The organism is Shewanella amazonensis SB2B, from assembly GCF_000015245.1.
Lineage (GTDB): Bacteria > Pseudomonadota > Gammaproteobacteria > Enterobacterales > Shewanellaceae > Shewanella > Shewanella amazonensis.
Map to the genome: position 1 here is coordinate 1,215,106 of NC_008700.1, position 19,849 is coordinate 1,234,954.

A 19,849-nucleotide genomic window follows, 5' to 3' on the forward strand; every position below is an offset into this window, starting at 1 on the left:
TTCCTGCTCAGATGAAAGCACTCAGGTGGTTTTGGGCGCTCTCGGTCCATCTACCCTTAGGGTTTGGTGCAATAAAAAAGGCTGCGAAAATCGCAGCCTTTTTCATGCATGGCGATGATTATTCCACCTTGGTGGGGATCACTTCCGCTTCGCCGTGTGGATTACGGGTGTTGTTGCCGTTTGGCAGGTTGCGCAGCAGCACGCCCATGTTCACATCCACCTCGGCAGGCACCGGCAGGTACACCATGTGGCCTGAACCCAGACCGGCATCAACGGCTTCACCCTTACGGTTGTAGAGGGTGTCTACGGTCAGGTTGATATTGCCCTGGGGGGTCATCAGCTCAACACTGTCGCCCACAATGAACTTGTTTTTCACATCGATTTCGGCCAGGCCTGCTTCGTTGCGCTTACCGGTAAATTCACCCACAAACTGCTGGCTGTCGCTGATGGAATAGCCGTAGTCGTAGTTCTGGTATTCATCGTGCACGTGGCGACGCAGGAAGCCCTCGGTGTAACCGCGGTGAGCCAGACCTTCGAGGCGGGTCATCAGGTGTGGGTCAAAACCACGACCGGCCACGGCATCTTCAATGGCCTGACGGTACAGCTGAGCAGTACGGGCCACGTAGTAGAAGGACTTGGTACGGCCTTCAATTTTCAGTGAATCCACGCCAATTTTGGCCAGACGCTCCACGTGCTGGATGGCACGCAGATCTTTGGAGTTCATGATGTAGGTGCCATGCTCGTCTTCAAAGGCTGGCATGTATTCCCCGGGACGGTTTTCTTCCTGCAGCAGGAAGATTTTGTCGGTGGCAGGGCCGTTTCCGAGCGTTGGGGTTTCCAGCTGCACGGCACTTTCCGGGGTGTGGATGGCCACAACGTCACCGGCTTCGTTTTCGGTGGCTTCGTGGGCGTCATACTTCCAACGGCAAGCATTGGTGCAGGTGCCCTGGTTGGGGTCGCGCTTGTTAATATAGCCAGACAGTAGGCAGCGGCCAGAGTAGGCCATACACAGGGCGCCGTGTACGAACACTTCGAGCTCGATGTCCGGGCAGCGCTGACGGATTTCTTCGATTTCATCCAGCGACAGCTCGCGGGACAGAATAACGCGCTTGATGCCAACCGACTGCCAGAACTTAACCGAGGCCCAGTTGATGGCATTGGCCTGTACCGACAGGTGCACGACCTGGTCAGGGAAGGCTTCGCGTACCATCATAATCAGGCCTGGGTCTGACATGATGAGGGCGTCCGGCTTCATGGCAACCACGGGCGCCATGTCGTCGAGATAGGTTTTCAGCTTGGCGTTGTGGGGGGCAATGTTGCTCACCACATACAATTTTTTGCCAAGGCTGTGAGCCTCTTCAATACCTGTCTTCAGGTTTTCCAGTTTAAAGTCGTTGTTGCGGACGCGCAGACTGTATCTGGGCTGACCCGCATACACGGCATCTGCACCATAGGCAAAGGCGTAGCGCATGTTTTTCAGTGTGCCTGCCGGCGACAGAAGCTCAGGTTTAAACATATTCATTCCCGAAGAAAGTATAAAAGTGGACGCGACTCGCGGGGGCGGCATTTTACTCAATCATAGCCCCTCAGTGCAAATCTGAGTGCGTAGGTCGGATATTCCGGGTGGGTTAGACTAAAATGTTGCGGGTTTGTCGTCGTATGATGTTATTTTGCACTTCGCCTGTTAGTTTGGGCTGGTATACTGCACCAATAAATAGAATAACCTTTTGATGGGAGCCAAGATGTCGAACGAGCACCAGCTTTTGGTCGGATTGCTGAAAAAGCTGAAGGACGATGCCCTGATTTTGCCAACCTTGCCTGAAGTCGCTATGAGAGTTCAGGAAGTGGTGGGAAGGCCCGATTCCAGTCTTAAACAGGTTGCAGAAATTATTGGTCAGGATGCTGCCATTTCTGCCCGTATCATTAAAGTGGCCAACAGCGCCCTTTATAGCCGTGGTGTACCGGCAGAAAACATCAATTCAGCCGTTACTCGCATCGGTCTCACTCAAATAAAATCCATTGCGACTTCTGTGGCCATGGAGCAGCTGTTTATCTCCACCAATGAAATGGTGTGGGAAGTCATGGATGAAGTGTGGCGTACCTCCATTGATGTGACCGCTGCCGCCTGTTCGTTGCTGCAGATATACAACAAAAAGCATCCGGGCAGTGGTCTGAATTACGACACCCTGACACTGGCGGGGCTGGTACACAATATTGGCGCCCTGCCGGTACTGACAGAGGCAGAAGCCCATCCTGAGATGTTCACCACCATAGAGCACCTGCGCTCACTGGTGCGCAAGATGCAGGGCCCCATCGGCCGTGCGGTACTCAAGAGTTGGGACTTTGCGCCTGAGGTGATGGAAGTGGTCGAACGCTGGGCAGATTTGCCTTATTTGGGCGATCATGTCAGTTATCTCGATTTTATTCGCGCAGCCGCCTTCTACACGGGTGAGCTCAGGGCGGGCAATGAACTTGAACAGCGTTTGGACGTATTTGTAAAACGCGGCCTGCCGGTGAGCCCGGAAGATTTGGGCAGCGATGCCTTCCTTGACAGTTATCATTCCATCAAGGCAAGTTACGAGTAATACGGGCCGGGGCAGGGGTCACTCTGCCATGGATCAGGCCCCGTTCTATTCTCAAGCTAAGGAGGCGCAGTGTTAAGGTCTAGCCCATGGTTTATCTGATTGCCTTCCTGGCTGCCTGCTTATTCTTACTGGCGTGGCTTTGGTATCGCTACTCGCGCAGTACTGAGTTGTTTCTTCATCGTCTTACGCAGGAGTTGCTCAGTAAAGGCGAGCAGCGCCAGCCCCTGATGTTGACTGATATCCCTGAGTCTTTTTCAGCCCTGGTTCAGGCGATTCAGCATGTATTGCTGCATACACCGTTGCATACCACCAAGGATAAGCTTACCGGCTTGCCCAATCGGGTTGGTTTCAAGCGGGCCATTACCCACTCCATGCCGCTCACATCCGGCACCCTGGTATTAATAGATCTCTATCGTTTCCGCTACGTAAACGATCTGTTCGGTTTCGCTTTTGGCGATACCCTGCTGCAATTATTTGCCGACCGTTTACGTTTAATGCCGAAAAAGCCCCGCCAGATGGCGCGCATGAATGGCGATGAATTTTTGCTCTATTTCGACACCTGTCTGGACGAAAAAGGGCTGTTGGAGATTAAGCAACTGTTGCAGCAGCCCTTCAGTATTCAGGACACCCCTGTCTCGGTCAGATTACAAATGGGGTATGTGCAACTGGCACAGCACCATGCAGATGTCAGCCAAATGCTCAGGCGCGCCGATCTGGCACTTAAGCGTGCCCGCAGCGACAAAGATATGCTGGCGGCTTATCAACAGGACGACGATATCAGTCAACGTCGTGAACTTTTTATTATCAACAGCTTGCCAAAGGCGTTGGCGCATAATCAATTGTATCTGGTATACCAGCCCAAAGAATCGCTGCACCACGGTGGCTGTGAGCAGGTCGAGGCGCTTATCCGTTGGGAACATCCTGATCTGGGATTGATATCTCCCGCCGAGTTTATTCCGCTGGCAGAATATGCGGGAATGATCGATTTGGTCAGTGCCTGGGCACTGGAGCAAGTGTTGATGCAGCAGGTGCGCTGGCGCGCCGAAGGCATACATATTAGGGTGGCGGTGAATCTGTCGGTGGAGGATATGCAGGAAGGCAATCTGCCCACGATGGTACAGGCAGCGCTGGCGCGTTATCAGCTGCCCGGTGAGGTCTTGGCGCTGGAAATCACTGAAAGTACCCTGATGTCCAATTTGGCCCGCGCCACTGAAAATATCGTCAAGCTCAGGGAAATGGGGGTGAAGGTCGCCATTGATGACTTTGGCACAGGTCACTCTTCACTGGCCTACCTCAAAGACTTGCCTGCTGATGAGGTGAAAATCGACCGTGCGTTCCTCGATGGCATCATGGAACAAGAGCGTGCACGCAATATTATGACCACCAGCATCCAGCTGGCCAAGCGCCTTGGTTTTGAGGTGACGGTTGAGGGCGTGGAATCCGATGCCCTTCGCAAAATGTTGGCTGCCATGGGCGCCGATAATATTCAGGGGCAATATTTCGCCAGGCCGATGCGGGCATTGGAGCTGGAAATGGACCTGCGGCGGCTTGGCATTGCCAGACGTGCCTGATTAAGCTTCCAGTAAGCTTGCCATCAGTTGTGCTGGCATGGGGGTGAGTTGGCGTTGCTGGTTCAAACAGACCATTTCGATATAGCCGCTCACAGCCGGACGTGAACCTCCTTCGCGCCAGATTTCCTGCTGCCACAGGGTGCGGTACTTACTTTCAATCAGTACCCGGCTTCTAACCTCCACGATGTCGGCGAATTCAACGCCTTCGTTGCACACCATGTCACAGCGATACACAGCAAAGCCCAATCCCTGCTCAAGCCACAGGCGACGCAGTTCATTTGCGCCTATTACCTGCTCTCTGGCCCGCTCAAAGTACTTGATGAAGTTGGCGTGATACACCACGCCGGAGAAATCGGTATCTTCGTAAAAAATCTGTACCGGATAACTGTGGCATCTGGCTTGGCTGAAATCAGGTTGTGACATGAAGGGCTCGCAGTGTGAAAAACTGGCTCAGTTTACCCCGCCGGCAGTTTTTCTCAAACCCTCTGGGGCGGATGTGACACCGGCAATCAGGCTGTGGTATTCGCCGCTGGCCTTAAGTTGTCTCAGGCCTTTGTCCAGTGCATCAGCCAGGGCCGGTGAGTCAGGATTATGTTTATCGAATGCCAGAAACAGCTCGCTGCTGTGATTGGCCATTACGGCACGCACTTCACCGCTGACCCCCATGGTATAGAGAAACTGGGCGGCGACTCTGTCATACATCACCACGGCATCGACCTTGTCGGTCAGCAGCAGATTAATCAGCTGATACTGGTTATCGACGATTTTCAGCACCATGTTGGGCAGCCTGTCAAACTCATCGCCATATTCATAGCCCCTGACTATGCCCACGCGGGTGTCTTTCGGAAGAGACCATTTGTCTTTCGCCAAGGGGGCATTGCGGCTTAGCTGATAGAAAGAGGCGGTAGCAACAAACAGGGGCTCTTCACCAAACCAAAAGCGCTCGCGGGTGTTTTGTTGCATTGCCACGTTAAACACCGCATTCACCTTGCCTTGTTCGGTGAGGATCAGCCCCCGATTGTACGGCACCACCAGGGTGTCAACATAGATACCTTCGAGGGCGAATGCTTTGGCTATCAGGCGGTGAGATAACCCTTCACCGGCGGCATCGGCAAAAGGAGGCCAGCTGTCTTCGGCGGCGAGTCGGATGCTGGTTTCGTTACTGCTGACCATGGTGGAAAACAGCAAAAAAACGATAGACATTACTGAGCGTAGACACGGCCGGTTCATTAGCTTCCCTCTGATGGAACTCCCTGTTTTGCTGGCTATTGTACGTTATGTAATGGCAAAGCAACAGACAGGATGGTCATGAAGGATTTGCCGTCTCACGTACTGAAAAATGCATTTTTATTGGTTTGGTTTGTATTTTGAATGCTGTTCGATAAAAGCGTTTTTGTTTGTTTTTAATTTATTGTTTTATATAGATTTAATAAATTCACATATTAAAAAATTTACCTGATAAAACTTATGTAGGACACTCTGTTTGGCATTGCTTTTATGGTCAAAAATAACGAGGCCATATTGTGGGTTGGTGCAGTCTTTCAAAAATAATTACAGCCTCCCGCCATGAATGCTGACATCTGACCTCTGCGCAGTCAGGGGCGGCTTGATAATTTTACCCTGGATTGACTATGAGTAACGAAATTCCACCTTCAACCTTGGCTGCAGGCCTGAGGGCTTGCGCGTGCGTCAGGCCATCGGTCAGACAGATAATGGCGGGTCTAATCGGTGCAATGGCTTGCCTCTTGTGGACGCCCCTGTATGCGGATGACACGTCTTTGTATGTATATGAGTCCTCCAATCGCTCGGATGAGCGACCACAGGTGCTGGTTATCTTTGATAACTCAGGCAGCATGGATACCACTGTATATGGTGTGAATCCATCGTTTTCCAGTGCAGACGGGGACCTGTCAGAGAGTGAACAAGTCTATTACAGCCTGGATGCGGCAGAAGCGCCGCCCAATCCGGCAAACCCCGCTGAAAAGCGCTTCTTTACCTTCAAACGCAATGCCTGTGCCAGCTCTTTTGAATTCCTTAAAGAGCAGGGTGTTTTCACGGGTTTTATGCGCCACTATGTTTACAGTGGGCAAACCGGTAGCTGGGAGGAGTTTCCCCGCAGTGACGGCGCCAGCATTCGCATGGTGGAGTGTTTTGAAGATATTCAGGATAAAAATTACGACAACGGCAGTGTCGCCAAAGATGGTCTTCCGGTAGACGGCGAGGGTCGCCGGGGCAGTCCTTCTCCCTTTTTTCGGGTCTCCAGCGGCAGCAAGGAGGCAACCAAAGAGCTGGCGATGTCCAAGGCAAAAAATACCGGATTTGGTACCGGTAGAGTCGTCACTCTGTACACAAAAACTTACCTTACCTGGTATCACAGCAAGAAAAAGCAGGTCAATCGAACCCGTATCGATATCGCCAAGGAAGCGGTGACTAATGTGCTGTTAACTACGCCGGGTGTGGATTTTGGTTTGGCCATTTTTAACAGTAACGTTTACGAAGGCTATGACGACGGTGGACGTATTATCGCTGGCATTAAACCTGCCACCGCCAGCAATAAAAAGGATTTGATTGAAGCCGTCGATTTACTGAAAGGGACAACCTGGACCCCGCTGTGTGAAACCCTCTACGAGGCATACCGGTATTTTTCCGGCGGTGAAGTTTGGTTTGGTGATGACGACCCTACCCTGAAACCCTATCGCGACAAAGACGCCATTGATGCAAATAGCCGCTATAAGTCGCCATTCAAGACTTGCCAGAATCGCGCTTATATCGTCTATGTGACTGATGGTGAGCCCACCCGCGACAGTAACGCCAATCAGCTGGTGTATGACTTAACCGGCGGCGTTGATGCCTATACCTCCAGCCCTGCCAGTTATTTAAGCTCGCTCTCTTCCTGGATGAACACCCAAGATGTCAACCCCAATATGACGGGGAAGCAGAGTGTATCTACTTACACCATTGGTTTCAGTCAGGGCGCAGCGTCGGCGGCTGGCCTGCTGCGTCATACTGCCGAAAAGGGCGGTGGCAAGTATTATGATGCAACCAACGTGGATGACTTGCAGAAATCACTGATGCAGGTGTTTAAAAACATTCTCGAAAAGAATGCCAGCTTCACCGCCCCCGCCGTGGCCAGCAACAACTTCAACCGTATCCGGACCTTCGATTCCGTTTACTACTCGATGTTTTTGCCAAACCGGGGGCCACGTTGGAGCGGGAATCTCAAAAAATTCAAGGTCACCGACAGTGGCGACATCATAGATGCCAGCAAGGCCAAGGTCATTGACGGCGATGGCAATATCGCCAAGACCGCTTGCTCCCATTGGAGCAGCAGCGCTGATTGCAGCGCGGGTGACGGTAATGATGTGCGCCGTGGCGGTGCTGCCGGTATGTTGCAGCGAATGCAGGCCAGGGACCGCAATCTGTTGTCGGACGTCGGCGGGCTGAAGCCGCTGACGCTGAGCGCCGCCAGAACCAAGGCCGGTGGTGACGGTGCCCTTGCCACCTTGCTCGGGGTGGAGGAGTCAGAAGTCGCGAGCCTGATTGACTGGGCCCGAGGTGTGGACGTGGATGACGACAATGACAACGGCGATCGCACCGAGATGCGCGCCGATGTTATGGGCGACCCCCTGCACTCCAAACCGCTTGCCATCAACTTTGGCAGCGAGGGTTCACCGGATATTCGGGTGATAGTGGGCACCAACCACGGTGTGCTGCACATGTTTAAAGATGAAGGCACCAGTGTGTCTGAATCCTGGGCTTATCTGCCGTGGGAAATGCTGCCAAAGCAGGCCACGCTGCGGGAAAACCTGCCGTCGGGTCGCCACTCTGTGTACGGCATTGATGGCTCACCCGTCGCCTGGGTGAAAAACGGCGCTTCCGGTATTCAAAAGGCCTGGCTGTTTTTCGGTCTTCGCCGCGGTGGCGATGCCTACTATGCCCTGGATATCACCAATCCGGATGCGCCACGTTTTATGTGGCGTATTGATGGCAATAGCCCGGGAATGGATTTGCTCGGCCAAAGTTGGTCCAAGCCTGTAGTGACCTTTATCCCGGGCAGAGAGTCCAGCCCGGTTCTGATTTTGGGTGGTGGCTACAGCCCGTCAAACAAGGATATCCCCGGCGTGGGTACACCGGATAATTTGGGTACGGCGGTGTTTATTGTGGATGCCGCGACCGGCGCTCTGGTGCACGCCTTTGGCCCCAATAATGCCGGTAACATGACTGTGATGCCCGGCATCAAAGACAGTATTCCCAACGAAGTGGCGGTACTCGATGCCAATAACGATGGCCTCACAGACCGTATCTACGCCACAGATACCGGCGGCAACGTGTGGCGCATGGATTTACCGGGGGCCACGCCCAAAGATGCCAACAGGCGTTGGTCTGCCTTTAAGTTTGCCTCCCTTGGCGGCATGACAACAGGCTCCGACAGGCGATTTTTTGCAGCTCCCGTGGTGGCCCAAACGGCATTGAACAATACCCTGGAATACACCAGCCGTGAGAAAGGTCGCACCACCACAGTAACCACAGTCCAGACCATTCCCTATGATGCCGTGGTGGTGGGCAGTGGTATTCGTCCCGCCCCTCAGGATGACCAGCGTGAAGACATGTTCTTCACCCTGCAGGACCGCAATATCGGTATAAGGTCCTTCGATGGCAGTAATAAAGACAGGCTGCCGCCATCGGCCCTGACCTTGGCGGATTTGTATGATGTCACCAGCTCGCCTCCAACCACCAAAGAAGAAGAGGTGCGTTTTGGTACGCTGCGGGGCTGGTATTACAATTTCACCCGTAAAGGCGAGAAGAGCCTGTCTGCGGGCTCCATAATCAGGGGGCGGGTGTTTTTTACCTCATACGTACCCGGCAGCGCCGGTGCTCCCGGTACCAATCAGTGTCTCATCCCGGGTAAAGGCTATCTCTATGGCTTTGATTTGCACAAGGGGACCCGGTCTTACAATCAAACCTATCTGGAAATGGGCGAAAGTGTGCCGGATACACCACAGCTTGTGGTGCCAAGCAGCGAAGCCATGTATCTGATTGGCATCGGCAAGGCGCCTGAATTGATGGTGAAAACCCGCTGTGAAGATAACAACGAACACTGTGATGGTTGCCCGCCTGGCGACGAGAAATGTATCGGTGGTGGCATGAATACCCGGAAGATTTATTACTATGCAAATTGACATCCCTGTTGTCGCCATGCTGGTGGCGTTGAGTTTTTCTTCCATGGCATCGGCCGCGACAGAGGCGCCGGTGCGCGCCGAACGCGAGTCGTTCAAGTGCTTCATCAGCACCAATGTAGGTGATGGTGTGTACGACTTCAGTTGGTATGCCGCAGACACCAGGCGCAATATGGCGGAGCTTGTGGGTCAGAGGTTGGCTAACTCTGCCATGGCTGCCAAAGGGGTCCGGGTTTACGCCAGCGAGGTTCACGAATGCGTGCCCCTGAGCCACGATTTCGCGGCCCAGAAGGCCCGGACACTGGATGAGGCAATGGCACGCTGAGCGAAGGCGCTTCAGTGCTTTGGTGTGGGTATCCCACACGTTTTGCTGCGCCGGGCTCAGTTCAGCGTTGTATTCAAAGGGGAGAGGATGGCGGCCATGCTGCCATCTTCTTCCATACTCACAATGGCCTGATTGAAATCTTCAAGCAGCTGAACGTTTCCCTCCCGCGTTTTGGACACCCCAAGATGAAACACCTCCTTTGCCAGGGGCTCACCCACAAACTCGAATTGCCCCTGATATTCAGCCGGGCTGTGGGCGATAAGATGCTGTGCCACATTGCGGCTTATTACGATTAAATCCACCCGACCTAACAGCAGTTTGCGTAGATTCGTTTCATCAGAGTCGGCCTCTTCAGTATGTAATTTGTTGCTGGCAATGGCCGCCGGGTTGGCATAGCCCCGGCTTATTCCAATCCGTTTGTCCTGGAGTTCTGACAATTGATGATAGCCAATGTGGTCTTGCTTTCTGGCCATAAAAACAATTTCTGTGCCCTGCAGGGGCCTTGAATAATAGGCCCAGCTTTCCCGTTCGGCCCGATACCACAGGCCAATAATGGCGTCGGCTTTGCCGGCTTTAATAAGCGCAGTGGCGCGAATAAAGGGATAGAATTTAAGCTCTACCTGATAGCCCCTGCGCTGCAGTGCCTCCAATACCAGAACCGCCACGGGGCCGAAATGATCCAGTGATTCAGCGTAAAAAGGGGGAAGGTCGGTGGCCACCAACGTCAGGGTTTTGGGCTCCTGCGCTATACCCCACAATGGCAGTAGCAGGCATATCAGCAAGGTTAAGCGCTTGGGCGACATAAAGCGGGTTCCAGCGGCGGGAAAGGCGGCGTTGTGTCTGAGTATAGTACGCCGCGTTTCTCATGCCTCTGGCTGTTTCTGAGAAACTGTGTGGGAAAGGTTAGGGATTAATCACTGATAAGTGGTGATTTGCTGCCATCGTATTTGCCCCGAAGCAAGGTGCTCCCCTCAACCCAAAGCAATTCCCCGGCGTTACCCAGCTTAATGGAAGAATCGATGGCGATGATGCGGTTGTCGTAAAGACCAAGCACCCGGGTTTGAGAGGTATGGCCAACCACTATGTGGTTGACTCCAAAGTGCTTAAGCAGAGCATCGATTTGCGACTCATCCAGCTCTGACTTGAAGTAACCCCGATACCATGTGGGGCCGCCCTTATAAAAGAGGAAGTTCAGTAACGGGTCTGTCTTGAGTGTGGCTTTTTCATCGTCGATATGTTTGCGGTACAGGTCGTTGGCCTGGGTGATGGTCAGGCCGCGCTCCAGCCACTCCGGGCTAACGCCGCCGTGCATAAACAGCATATCGTTTATCTTTACCAGGGTGTTTTTACTCCGAAGCCACTGACCGATTTCGGTATCCCTGTCGTAGAGGGCATCGTAGGGGCGACCGATGAGGGCGCTGCTGATACGGTAACGATCGTTGACGTAGCGTAAGTCGCCCTGAAGCACCATTTGCTCATGGTTGCCCATCAAGAGGTGCACCATGCCACCGGCGGCGCGTGCAGCCCGGTCGAGTTCGTACATGAACCAGAGCACTTCGTTAACCTCAGGCCCCCGGTCAAACATATCGCCGGTCATGACCAGATGGCCGTCTTTGAGTGCCCAGTTGCCTGTATCATCAATTACGCCATGGGCCTTCAGTAGTGTCTTCAGCACCTGATATTGGCCATGGACATCACTGAGAGCAACCAGGGTTTTCACGCCGCTGACATGATCAGCATCTATTGCATAGGGCCCAAACAGGGTGGGCTGGGGCAGGGCGCCGCAGTGTTTCGGGCGCTGCAGCCTGATGCTGACGTCTGTGGTGATTAATCGGCGGTGACATACCCAATGGGCCTGTTTTTGGCGCGCATCATTGAGAATGACATAGGGGCCATCATGAAAGTCTGTATCGGCATCAGAGCCCGTTTCTGCCTGTAAAACCTCAGGCATTTTGGCCATCACCTGGGATGCACTTGCCATAGCTAACATCGCCACACCCATCAAGGCGGTACTCATCAAGCCTGCGCGACTGCTACTCAAGCCTGCGCCACTGCTATGGGCACGCCGGGAGTACCTGCTCTGGTGGGGAAAAAACCGGGTTAGTACGGACTTCACTCGATACCTCGGGAATGGATTCAAGCGATGCCCCAATAGCATCACCTTTGCTGCTAATGCGCCGCAGTATAACTCTGAAAAAGGCGCGTTCGGAGTGAATAGAGAAAGAAACGAGTTAAAAACGACAAGGATGTTATTTGCTCAACTTACTGATATGTATTGGTAAATAAAAAGGAGACCCTGAGGTCTCCTTGAGCGTTCAAGCCAATTGTCAATATCAGGGCTTACTTGGTCATGCGCTTGTACTTGAGGCGGTGCGGCTCAACCACATCGGTGCCGTAGGTGTTCTTCAGCCAGGTAGAGTACTCGGTGTAGTTACCTTCGTAGAAGTTCACCTGGCCCTCATCACGGTAATCGAGGATGTGGGTACAGATACGGTCGAGGAACCAACGGTCGTGGGAAATCACCATGGCGCAGCCGGGGAATTCCAGCAGGGCTTCTTCGAGGGCACGCAGGGTTTCCACGTCCAGATCGTTGGTGGGTTCGTCGAGCAGTAGTACGTTGCCGCCGGCCTGCAGCAGCTTGGCCAGGTGCACGCGGTTACGCTCACCACCGGACAGGGTGCCGATGATCTTTTGCTGATCCGCACCACGGAAGTTAAAGCGGCCCACGTAGGCGCGGCTTGGGATTTCCATGTTGTTGATGCGCATGATGTCCTGACCGCCGGAAATTTCTTCCCAGATGGTGGCCTTGTTGTTCATGGAGTCACGGAACTGCTCAACCGAGGCGATTTTCACGGTTTCACCGATCTCAATCTCGCCGCTGTCAGGCTGTTCGGCGCCGCTCAGCATACGGAACAGAGTGGATTTGCCGGCACCGTTGGCACCGATAATGCCCACGATGGCACCTTTGGGCACCGAGAACGACAGATTATCGATAAGCACACGATCGCCATAGCTCTTGGTGAGGTTACGCACCTCAATCACCTTGTCACCGAGACGTGGTCCGGGCGGAATAAACAGCTCGTTGGTCTCGTTGCGGCGCTGGTAATCGGAGTTGTTCAGCTCTTCAAAGCGGTTCATACGGGCCTTGCCCTTGGACTGACGGCCCTTGGCACCCTGACGCACCCACTCGAGTTCCTTGGAGATGGTCTTTTGACGGGCGCTCTCGGTGGCGGCTTCCTGCTTCAGACGGGCGTCTTTTTGCTCAAGCCAGCTGGAGTAGTTGCCCTGCCATGGGATACCTTCGCCGCGGTCCAGTTCCAGAATCCAGCCGGCGGCATTGTCGAGGAAGTAACGGTCGTGGGTAATGGCCACTACCGTACCTGAGTATTCCTGCAGGAAGTGCTCAAGCCAGGCTACAGACTCGGCGTCCAGGTGGTTGGTGGGTTCGTCCAGCAGCAACATCTCCGGTTTTTCCAGCAGCAGACGACACAGGGCCACCCGTCGGCGTTCACCACCTGACAGCACTTCAATCCTGGCATCCCAGTCCGGCAGACGCAGGGCGTCGGCGGCGCGCTCGAGGATGTTGTCCAGGTTATGGGCATCCTGGGCCTGAATAATGGCTTCAAGCTCACCTTGCTCCTTGGCCAGGGCGTCGAAGTCGGCGTCCGGCTCGGCATAGGCGGCGTACACTTCATCCAAACGGGTCAGGGCGCGCTTGGCGTCGCCAACGGCTTCTTCGATGGCTTCACGCACTGTCTGATTCGGATCAAGCTGTGGCTCCTGTGGCAGGTAGCCAATCTTGAGGCCGGGCATGGGGCGGGCTTCACCTTCGATTTCGGTGTCGATACCGGCCATGATGCGCAGCAACGTGGATTTACCTGAACCGTTCAGACCCAGAACACCAATCTTGGCGCCGGGGAAGAAGCTTAAGGAGATGTCTTTAAGGATTTGCTTCTTGGGCGGCACGATTTTGCCAACCCGCAGCATGCTGTAAACAAACTGAGCCATGTCGTCTCTCTGCGATTTACAAATAGAATTAAGCGCTGAAAATTGGCCGAAGTTTACCAAGTCGGGGCACTATTCTCCAGATGGCGATGTGAAATCCCATTCACCAGACAGGTTGTTTTGATGATGAAACACAGTCATCGGTACAGAGAGGGATTTTCATCATATTGCGGCTGGGATTGTGATCGATTGCAGAGTAGAATACCGCGCAACCCTACCTATAAGATTTGCCAGCTGGAGTGACCAATGCTGAAGAAGACCATGAATATTGCCGACTATGATCCCGAGCTGTTCAAGGCGATTGAAGACGAAACCCTTCGCCAGGAAGAGCATATCGAGCTGATTGCCTCCGAGAACTACACTTCTCCCCGCGTGATGCAGGCTCAGGGTTCACAGCTGACCAACAAGTACGCCGAAGGTTATCCTGGTAAGCGTTACTATGGTGGTTGTGAGTACGTCGACATCGTGGAAACCCTGGCCATCGAGCGCGCCAAAGAACTCTTCGGTGCCACTTTCGCCAACGTACAGCCACACTCCGGCTCTCAGGCCAACAGCGCCGTGTACATGACCCTGCTGCAGCCAGGCGACACTGTATTGGGTATGAACCTGGCCCACGGTGGTCACCTGACCCACGGCTCACCGGTAAACTTCTCTGGCAAGCTGTACAACATCATTCCTTACGGTATCGATGAAACCGGCAAGATTGACTACGACGAAATGGAACGTCTGGCCGTTGAGCACAAGCCAAAGATGATGATTGGCGGTTTCTCCGCCTATTCCGGCATCGTTGACTGGGCCCGCATGCGTGAAATCGCAGACAAAATTGGTGCTTACCTGTTTGTGGACATGGCTCACGTAGCTGGTCTCGTGGCGGCCGGTGTATATCCAAACCCGGTTCCACACGCTCACGTAGTCACTTCTACCACTCACAAGACCCTGGCCGGCCCCCGCGGCGGTATCATTCTGTCTGCTGCCAACGATGAAGACCTGTACAAGAAGCTGAACTCAGCGGTATTCCCAGGTGGTCAGGGTGGCCCATTGATGCACGTTATCGCAGGTAAAGCGGTAGCCTTCAAAGAAGCGCTGGAGCCTGAGTTCAAGGTGTACCAGCAGCAGGTTGTGACCAACGCCAAAGCCATGGTGGAAGTATTCCTCGAGCGCGGTTACAAAATCGTCTCCGGCGGCACCGACAACCACCTGATGCTGGTTGACCTGATTGGCCGCGACCTGACCGGTAAAGAAGCCGACGCCGCTCTGGGCGCTGCCAACATCACTGTGAATAAGAACTCAGTACCAAACGACCCACGTTCTCCGTTCATCACCTCCGGTATCCGTATCGGTACTCCAGCGATCACCCGTCGTGGTTTCAAAGAAGCCGAGGCCCGCGAGCTGACTCACTGGATCTGTGATGTACTGGACAACGCCAAAGACGAGAGCGTGATTGCCCGCGTGAAAGGCCAGGTACTGGAACTGTGCGCTCGTTTCCCTGTTTACGGTTAACCTTTTAACCTGAATAGGATACACTCATGGCCGCTGCGATAGCGGCCATTTTTATTTGTATTGCGGTTCAATTTGTCCTTCATTCAGCACGCCAGGAGGCCCCATGCACTGTCCATTTTGCAACGCAACCGACACCAAGGTGATCGACTCCCGTCTGGTGGGAGAAGGGCATCAGGTAAGGCGTCGGCGGGAGTGCACTGAATGCCACGAGCGCTTTACTACCTTTGAAGGTGCCGAACTGGTGATGCCGAGGGTCATCAAGCGTGATGGCACCCGTCAGCCATTCGATGAAGAAAAGCTGCGCAGCGGTATGCTCAAAGCCGTGGAAAAACGCCCCGTGTCCATCGATCAGATTGACCAGGCGATGAACAAGATTAAGTCAACTTTGCGTGCCACCGGCGAGCGCGAAGTGCCCTCAGAGATGGTTGGCAACCTGATGATGGACAGCCTGATTGAGCTGGATAAGGTCGCTTATATCCGCTTTGCCTCCGTATACCGCGCCTTTGAAGATGTTTCTGAGTTTGGAGAGGCCATTGCCAGGCTTCAGAAGTAAGCACTGCGGCGGACTGTATCCATGAGTAATAACAGCGTTTTTTCCGCTCTTGACCGCGCCATGATGGCCCGCGCCATCATGCTGGCCAAGCGTGGCCAGTACACCACCCGACCCAATCCCAATGTGGGCTGTGTGATAGTTAATGACGCCGGTGACATCGTTGGCGAAGGATGGCATATCCGCGCAGGCGGCCCCCATGCCGAAGTGCATGCCCTCAAGGCTGCCGCAGACAAGGCCCGGGGCGCCACTGCCTATGTCACTCTTGAGCCCTGCAGTCACTATGGACGCACACCGCCCTGCGCCAAGGCGCTGATTGACAATGGCTTAAAGCGTGTCGTGGTGGCCATGACCGACCCCAACCCCCAGGTGGCGGGCAGGGGGATTAAGCTGCTTCAGGATGCTGGCATCGAAGTGGCTCACGGCCTGATGGAAGCCGAGGCGCGCGCACTGAACCCGGGCTTTTTGTCGCGGATGGAGCGTAAACGCCCGTTTGTGACCGTCAAAGTAGGGGCGAGTCTCGACGGAAAAACCGCACTGTCCAGTGGTGAGTCCAAGTGGATAACAGGTCCCGAGGCGCGCCGCGACGTGCAAAGGCTTCGGGCCAAATCCTGCGCCCTGATTACCGGTATCGATACTGTGCTGTTGGATGACCCCAGCCTCAATGTTCGCCACGGTGAACTTGGCAGTCTGGGAGCAAGCCTGACGGAGCCCGAGCTTATCCAACCCATTCGGGTTGTGCTAGACAGTCAGCGGCGTATGAGCACTGATGCCAAACTCTTTGGTATCACTGGCCCGATACTGCTGGTGTCTGCAGAGCCATATGATGAGAAATTTTTGCACTCGCTGCCGGACTTTGTTACCTGTTTGATCCTGCCCGGTTCCCATGGCCGTATCGACCTTGCCGCACTGCTTAGCCACCTCGGTGAAAACTGCAACCGGGTGCTGGTTGAAGCCGGCGGAACCCTCGCCGGCGCCTTTATCGCCGCGGGACTTTGTGATGAGCTGGTGCTGTATCAGGCGCCAAAACTCCTTGGCAGCCATGGCCGCGATATGCTGCAACTGCCCGACTATCAGACCATGGCCGAGGTGCCGGGTCTTAAGCTTATTGATGAGCGTAAAGTGGGCCAGGATTGGCGCTTTACCTTCACTGTGGCCTGAGTGTCAGCATCTGCTGCATCGAGCCTAAAGAGGATTTATGTTTACCGGGATCATTGAAGCCGTTGGCCAGTTAAGACGAATCGATCGTAAGGGCGATGATATTCGCCTGACGGTCGCCAGTGGCAAGCTGGATTTATCCGATGTTCGCCTTGGCGACAGTATCGCCACCAATGGCGTGTGTCTGACCGTGGTGGAATGCCTTGCCGATGGTTATGTTGCCGATGTATCAGCTGAAACCGTGAAGCTCACCGGTTTTGGCGACTATCGTCCCGGCCAGGCGGTGAATCTGGAAAAGGCTGTCACCCCAACCACCCGCCTTGGCGGACACCTGGTGAGCGGCCACGTGGATGGCCGAGCCATGGTGGTCAGTCGCAGTCACCTGGGTAAAGCCATTGAGTTTTGGCTTGAAGCACCCGCCGAGCTTGCCCGTTATATTGCCCACAAGGGCTCCATTACCATTGACGGGGTGAGTCTGACTGTAAATGAAGTGGACGGCAGCCGTTTTCGCCTGACCATAGTGCCCCACACCGCAGGGGAAACCACCCTGATTGATTTGGCGGTGGGCGATAAGGTGAACCTCGAAGTGGATCAGATTGCCCGTTATCTTGAGCGATTGATGCAACGCGGGGAAGAAAGTGTCTCCGGCGGTGTGACCCTGGATTTGCTTGCCCGCAGCGGATTTATGCGCTGAGCGCGCTGATACGCCGGTGAGTCAAAGCACCGCTTTGTGCGCCCGGCCCTGTTTTTTGGCCCGCAGGCCGCTAAAATTCACACACTCTTAAAAGAAAATAAAGGTCTTACAATGGCGCTACACAGTATCGAAGAAATCATCGAAGACATTCGTCAGGGCAAAATGGTGATCCTGATGGACGATGAAGACAGGGAAAACGAAGGCGACCTCATCATGGCCGCCGAACTGGTGACCCCGGAAGCCATTAACTTTATGGCCACCTATGGCCGTGGTCTGATTTGTCAGACCATGACCCGTGCCCGCTGCCAGCAGCTCAATCTGCCATTGATGGTCAGTCACAACAACGCCCAGTTCACCACCAACTTTACCGTGTCCATCGAGGCCGCCCAGGGGGTGACCACCGGGATTAGCGCCCACGACCGCGCCGTGACCATTCAGGCCGCGGTTGCCAAGAATGCCAAGGCTTCTGACCTGGTACAGCCCGGCCACATTTTCCCGCTGATGGCTCAGGAAGGTGGCGTGCTGACACGTGCCGGCCATACCGAAGCTGGATGTGACCTGGCGCGGCTGGCAGGCTTAGAGCCCTCCGGTGTGATTGTGGAAATCCTCAACGAAGACGGCACCATGGCCCGTCGTCCGGATCTGGAAAAATTCTCCGAGAAACACGGTATCAAGATTGGCACCATTGCCGATTTGATTGAATACCGCAACAACACTGAAACCACCGTGGTGCGGGAGGCGAGCTGTAAACTGCCGACCCGTTTCGGTGAGTTTATGATGCACACCTTCCGCGACACCATCGACAACCAGTTGCACTATGCACTGGTGAAAGGTGACGTTAATGACAATGTGCTGGTGCGGGTGCACCTGACCAACACCTTCAACGATATCCTGCATTCAGAGCGGGATCAGGAACGTTCCTGGCCATTAGAGAAGGCCATGGCCCGTATCGGCAGCGAAGGTGGCGTGCTGGTTATCCTTGGTAACCACGAACATGACAGTGATATTCTGGCCAAGGTTAAAGCCTTTGAAGCCGAAGATCAGGGCCAGGCCGCAGCGCCTGCCAAGTGGCAGGGGACTTCACGCCGCGTGGGTGTGGGTTCTCAAATTCTGGCCTCCCTGGGGGTTCACAAGATGCGCCTCCTGAGTTCACCCAAGAAGTACCACTCACTGTCGGGCTTTGGTCTGGAAGTGACCGAGTACGTCTCAGGCGAGTAAGTAATTCACTATTTCAGTTAAATAGCATAGGGATTGGGGCAAAAGCCTGTGGTATGATAGCGCCACTTTTTGTCCCGGTCCGTCCGGGCGGATTGCACCAAGCCGGGTGCCTTAAGTTAAACCAGGTGAGAGAATGCACATAGTAGAAGGTCATATCGAAGCCAAATCTGCCAAAGTGGCGATTGTGGTATCACGTTTCAACAGTTTTGTGGTTGAGAGCCTGCTGTCAGGCGCCATCGATACGCTCAAGCGTTTTGGCCAGGTCAGCGAAGACAACATCACTGTAGTGCGCGTTCCGGGCGCCTTCGAATTGCCGCTCGCTGCCAAGAAAGTTGCTGCTTCAGGCAAGTTTGACGGCATCATTGCGCTGGGCGCCGTGATCCGTGGTGGTACTCCTCACTTTGACTTTGTTGCCGGTGAGTGCAACAAGGGACTGGCCCAGGTTTCCCTGGAATTCAACACTCCAGTGTCTTTCGGTGTATTGACCACGGATACCATTGAGCAAGCCATCGAGCGCTCAGGTACCAAGGCCGGCAACAAGGGCGGCGAAGCTGCTCTGGGCCTGCTGGAAATGGTCAATGTACTTAATGCTATTGATAAAGAGCTGTAATTAGTAGGAAAAATCATGAAGCCTTCAGAGCGCCGTAAGGCCCGTCGCCTGGCGGTCCAAGCTATCTATTCCTGGCAACTGAGCGGCAATAACGTTGCCGATGTCGAGCACGAGTTCCTGACCGAACAAGAGCTGGACGGTGTCGATGTTGCTTACTTCCGGGAGTTGTTTGCTGGCGCTGCAACCAAAACCGCTCAGCTGGATGAAAAGCTGAAACCCCTGCTCGATCGTCCTCTTGAGGAAGTGTCACCAGTAGAAAAAGCCATTTTGCGCCTGGCAGTCTACGAGCTGACTTTCCGCAAGGACGTGCCTTACAAGGTGGTGATCAACGAAGCCATCGAGCTGGCCAAATCCTTCGGTGCCGAAGACGGACACAAATTCGTTAACGGTATTTTGGATAAGCTGGTTGCACGCAACTAAATGACAGACGGTGCCTGAGGGTGCCGTTTTTCATTT

General features: G+C 54.2%; 17 protein-coding genes. 11 read left to right on the forward strand and 6 right to left on the reverse strand.

The window, feature by feature from the left end:
- Nucleotides 1-118 precede the first annotated feature (118 nt).
- Nucleotides 119-1,516 carry a prephenate-dependent tRNA uridine(34) hydroxylase TrhP gene (gene trhP / locus SAMA_RS05240; RefSeq protein ID WP_011759120.1) on the reverse strand — a complete coding sequence of 466 codons (1,398 nt, stop codon included), beginning with the start codon at nt 1,514-1,516 and terminating at the stop codon, nt 119-121.
- A 226-nt stretch (nt 1,517-1,742) separates the two neighbouring features.
- Here trhP and SAMA_RS05245 point away from each other — a divergent pair, with 226 nt between their 5' ends.
- Together SAMA_RS05245 and SAMA_RS05250 are read left to right on the forward strand one after the other, a co-directional pair.
- The gene (locus SAMA_RS05245) at nt 1,743-2,585 is read left to right on the forward strand and encodes an HDOD domain-containing protein (protein ID WP_011759121.1); all 843 of its coding nucleotides are present in this window, start codon (nt 1,743-1,745) and stop codon (nt 2,583-2,585) included.
- 86 nt (nt 2,586-2,671) lie between these two features.
- Complete coding sequence (locus tag SAMA_RS05250) at nt 2,672-4,156, forward strand: putative bifunctional diguanylate cyclase/phosphodiesterase (protein WP_011759122.1); 1,485 nt, start codon at nt 2,672-2,674, stop codon at nt 4,154-4,156.
- Here SAMA_RS05250 and SAMA_RS05255 read toward each other — a convergent pair whose 3' ends face one another.
- Complete coding sequence (locus SAMA_RS05255) at nt 4,157-4,579, reverse strand: thioesterase family protein (RefSeq protein WP_011759123.1); 423 nt, start codon at nt 4,577-4,579, stop codon at nt 4,157-4,159.
- Nucleotides 4,580-4,606: 27 nt separating this feature from the next.
- A complete protein-coding gene (locus tag SAMA_RS05260) occupies nt 4,607-5,359 on the reverse strand; it encodes a substrate-binding periplasmic protein (RefSeq protein ID WP_198134302.1) in 753 nt (250 codons plus the stop codon).
- 509 nt (nt 5,360-5,868) lie between these two features.
- On the opposite strand from SAMA_RS05260, the gene SAMA_RS05265 reads away from it, so the two are divergent.
- On the forward strand, nt 5,869-9,336 hold the full coding sequence (locus SAMA_RS05265) for a pilus assembly protein (RefSeq protein WP_157608305.1): 3,468 nt from the start codon (nt 5,869-5,871) through the stop codon (nt 9,334-9,336).
- Nucleotides 9,326-9,658 (forward strand): TapY2 family type IVa secretion system protein, encoded by a 333-nt coding sequence (locus SAMA_RS05270; RefSeq protein WP_011759126.1) that lies wholly within the window; start codon nt 9,326-9,328, stop codon nt 9,656-9,658. Before SAMA_RS05265 ends, SAMA_RS05270 begins: the two co-directional genes overlap by 11 nt.
- A gap of 56 nt (nt 9,659-9,714) precedes the next feature.
- Here the strand turns inward: SAMA_RS05270 and SAMA_RS05275 are convergent, their stop codons facing one another.
- From SAMA_RS05275 to ettA, 3 genes are all read right to left on the reverse strand, one after another.
- Complete coding sequence (locus SAMA_RS05275; protein WP_011759127.1) at nt 9,715-10,461, reverse strand: substrate-binding periplasmic protein; 747 nt, start codon at nt 10,459-10,461, stop codon at nt 9,715-9,717.
- 107 nt (nt 10,462-10,568) lie between these two features.
- Complete coding sequence (locus SAMA_RS05280) at nt 10,569-11,609, reverse strand: metallophosphoesterase (RefSeq protein ID WP_011759128.1); 1,041 nt, start codon at nt 11,607-11,609, stop codon at nt 10,569-10,571.
- A 389-nt stretch (nt 11,610-11,998) separates the two neighbouring features.
- Nucleotides 11,999-13,666 carry an energy-dependent translational throttle protein EttA gene (ettA, locus tag SAMA_RS05285; RefSeq protein WP_011759129.1) on the reverse strand — a complete coding sequence of 556 codons (1,668 nt, stop codon included), beginning with the start codon at nt 13,664-13,666 and terminating at the stop codon, nt 11,999-12,001.
- A gap of 243 nt (nt 13,667-13,909) precedes the next feature.
- Here ettA and glyA point away from each other — a divergent pair, with 243 nt between their 5' ends.
- The 7 genes from glyA (at nt 13,910) to nusB (ending at nt 19,813) form a co-directional block, all read left to right on the forward strand.
- Nucleotides 13,910-15,163: a serine hydroxymethyltransferase gene (gene glyA, locus SAMA_RS05290; RefSeq protein WP_011759130.1), complete on the forward strand. Its 1,254-nt coding sequence runs from the start codon at nt 13,910-13,912 to the stop codon at nt 15,161-15,163.
- A gap of 103 nt (nt 15,164-15,266) precedes the next feature.
- A complete protein-coding gene (gene nrdR, locus SAMA_RS05295; RefSeq protein WP_011759131.1) occupies nt 15,267-15,716 on the forward strand; it encodes a transcriptional regulator NrdR in 450 nt (149 codons plus the stop codon).
- A gap of 21 nt (nt 15,717-15,737) precedes the next feature.
- Nucleotides 15,738-16,874 carry a bifunctional diaminohydroxyphosphoribosylaminopyrimidine deaminase/5-amino-6-(5-phosphoribosylamino)uracil reductase RibD gene (gene ribD / locus SAMA_RS05300; protein ID WP_011759132.1) on the forward strand — a complete coding sequence of 379 codons (1,137 nt, stop codon included), beginning with the start codon at nt 15,738-15,740 and terminating at the stop codon, nt 16,872-16,874.
- Between the two features lie 37 nt (nt 16,875-16,911).
- Nucleotides 16,912-17,565, forward strand: coding sequence for a riboflavin synthase (locus SAMA_RS05305; RefSeq protein WP_011759133.1), 654 nt, complete (start codon nt 16,912-16,914; stop codon nt 17,563-17,565).
- 111 nt (nt 17,566-17,676) lie between these two features.
- Nucleotides 17,677-18,783 (forward strand): bifunctional 3,4-dihydroxy-2-butanone-4-phosphate synthase/GTP cyclohydrolase II, encoded by a 1,107-nt coding sequence (ribBA, locus tag SAMA_RS05310; protein ID WP_011759134.1) that lies wholly within the window; start codon nt 17,677-17,679, stop codon nt 18,781-18,783.
- 133 nt (nt 18,784-18,916) lie between these two features.
- Complete coding sequence (gene ribH, locus SAMA_RS05315; protein ID WP_011759135.1) at nt 18,917-19,393, forward strand: 6,7-dimethyl-8-ribityllumazine synthase; 477 nt, start codon at nt 18,917-18,919, stop codon at nt 19,391-19,393.
- A 15-nt stretch (nt 19,394-19,408) separates the two neighbouring features.
- A complete protein-coding gene (gene nusB / locus SAMA_RS05320) occupies nt 19,409-19,813 on the forward strand; it encodes a transcription antitermination factor NusB (protein WP_011759136.1) in 405 nt (134 codons plus the stop codon).
- The last annotated feature ends 36 nt before the right edge of the window (nt 19,814-19,849 follow it).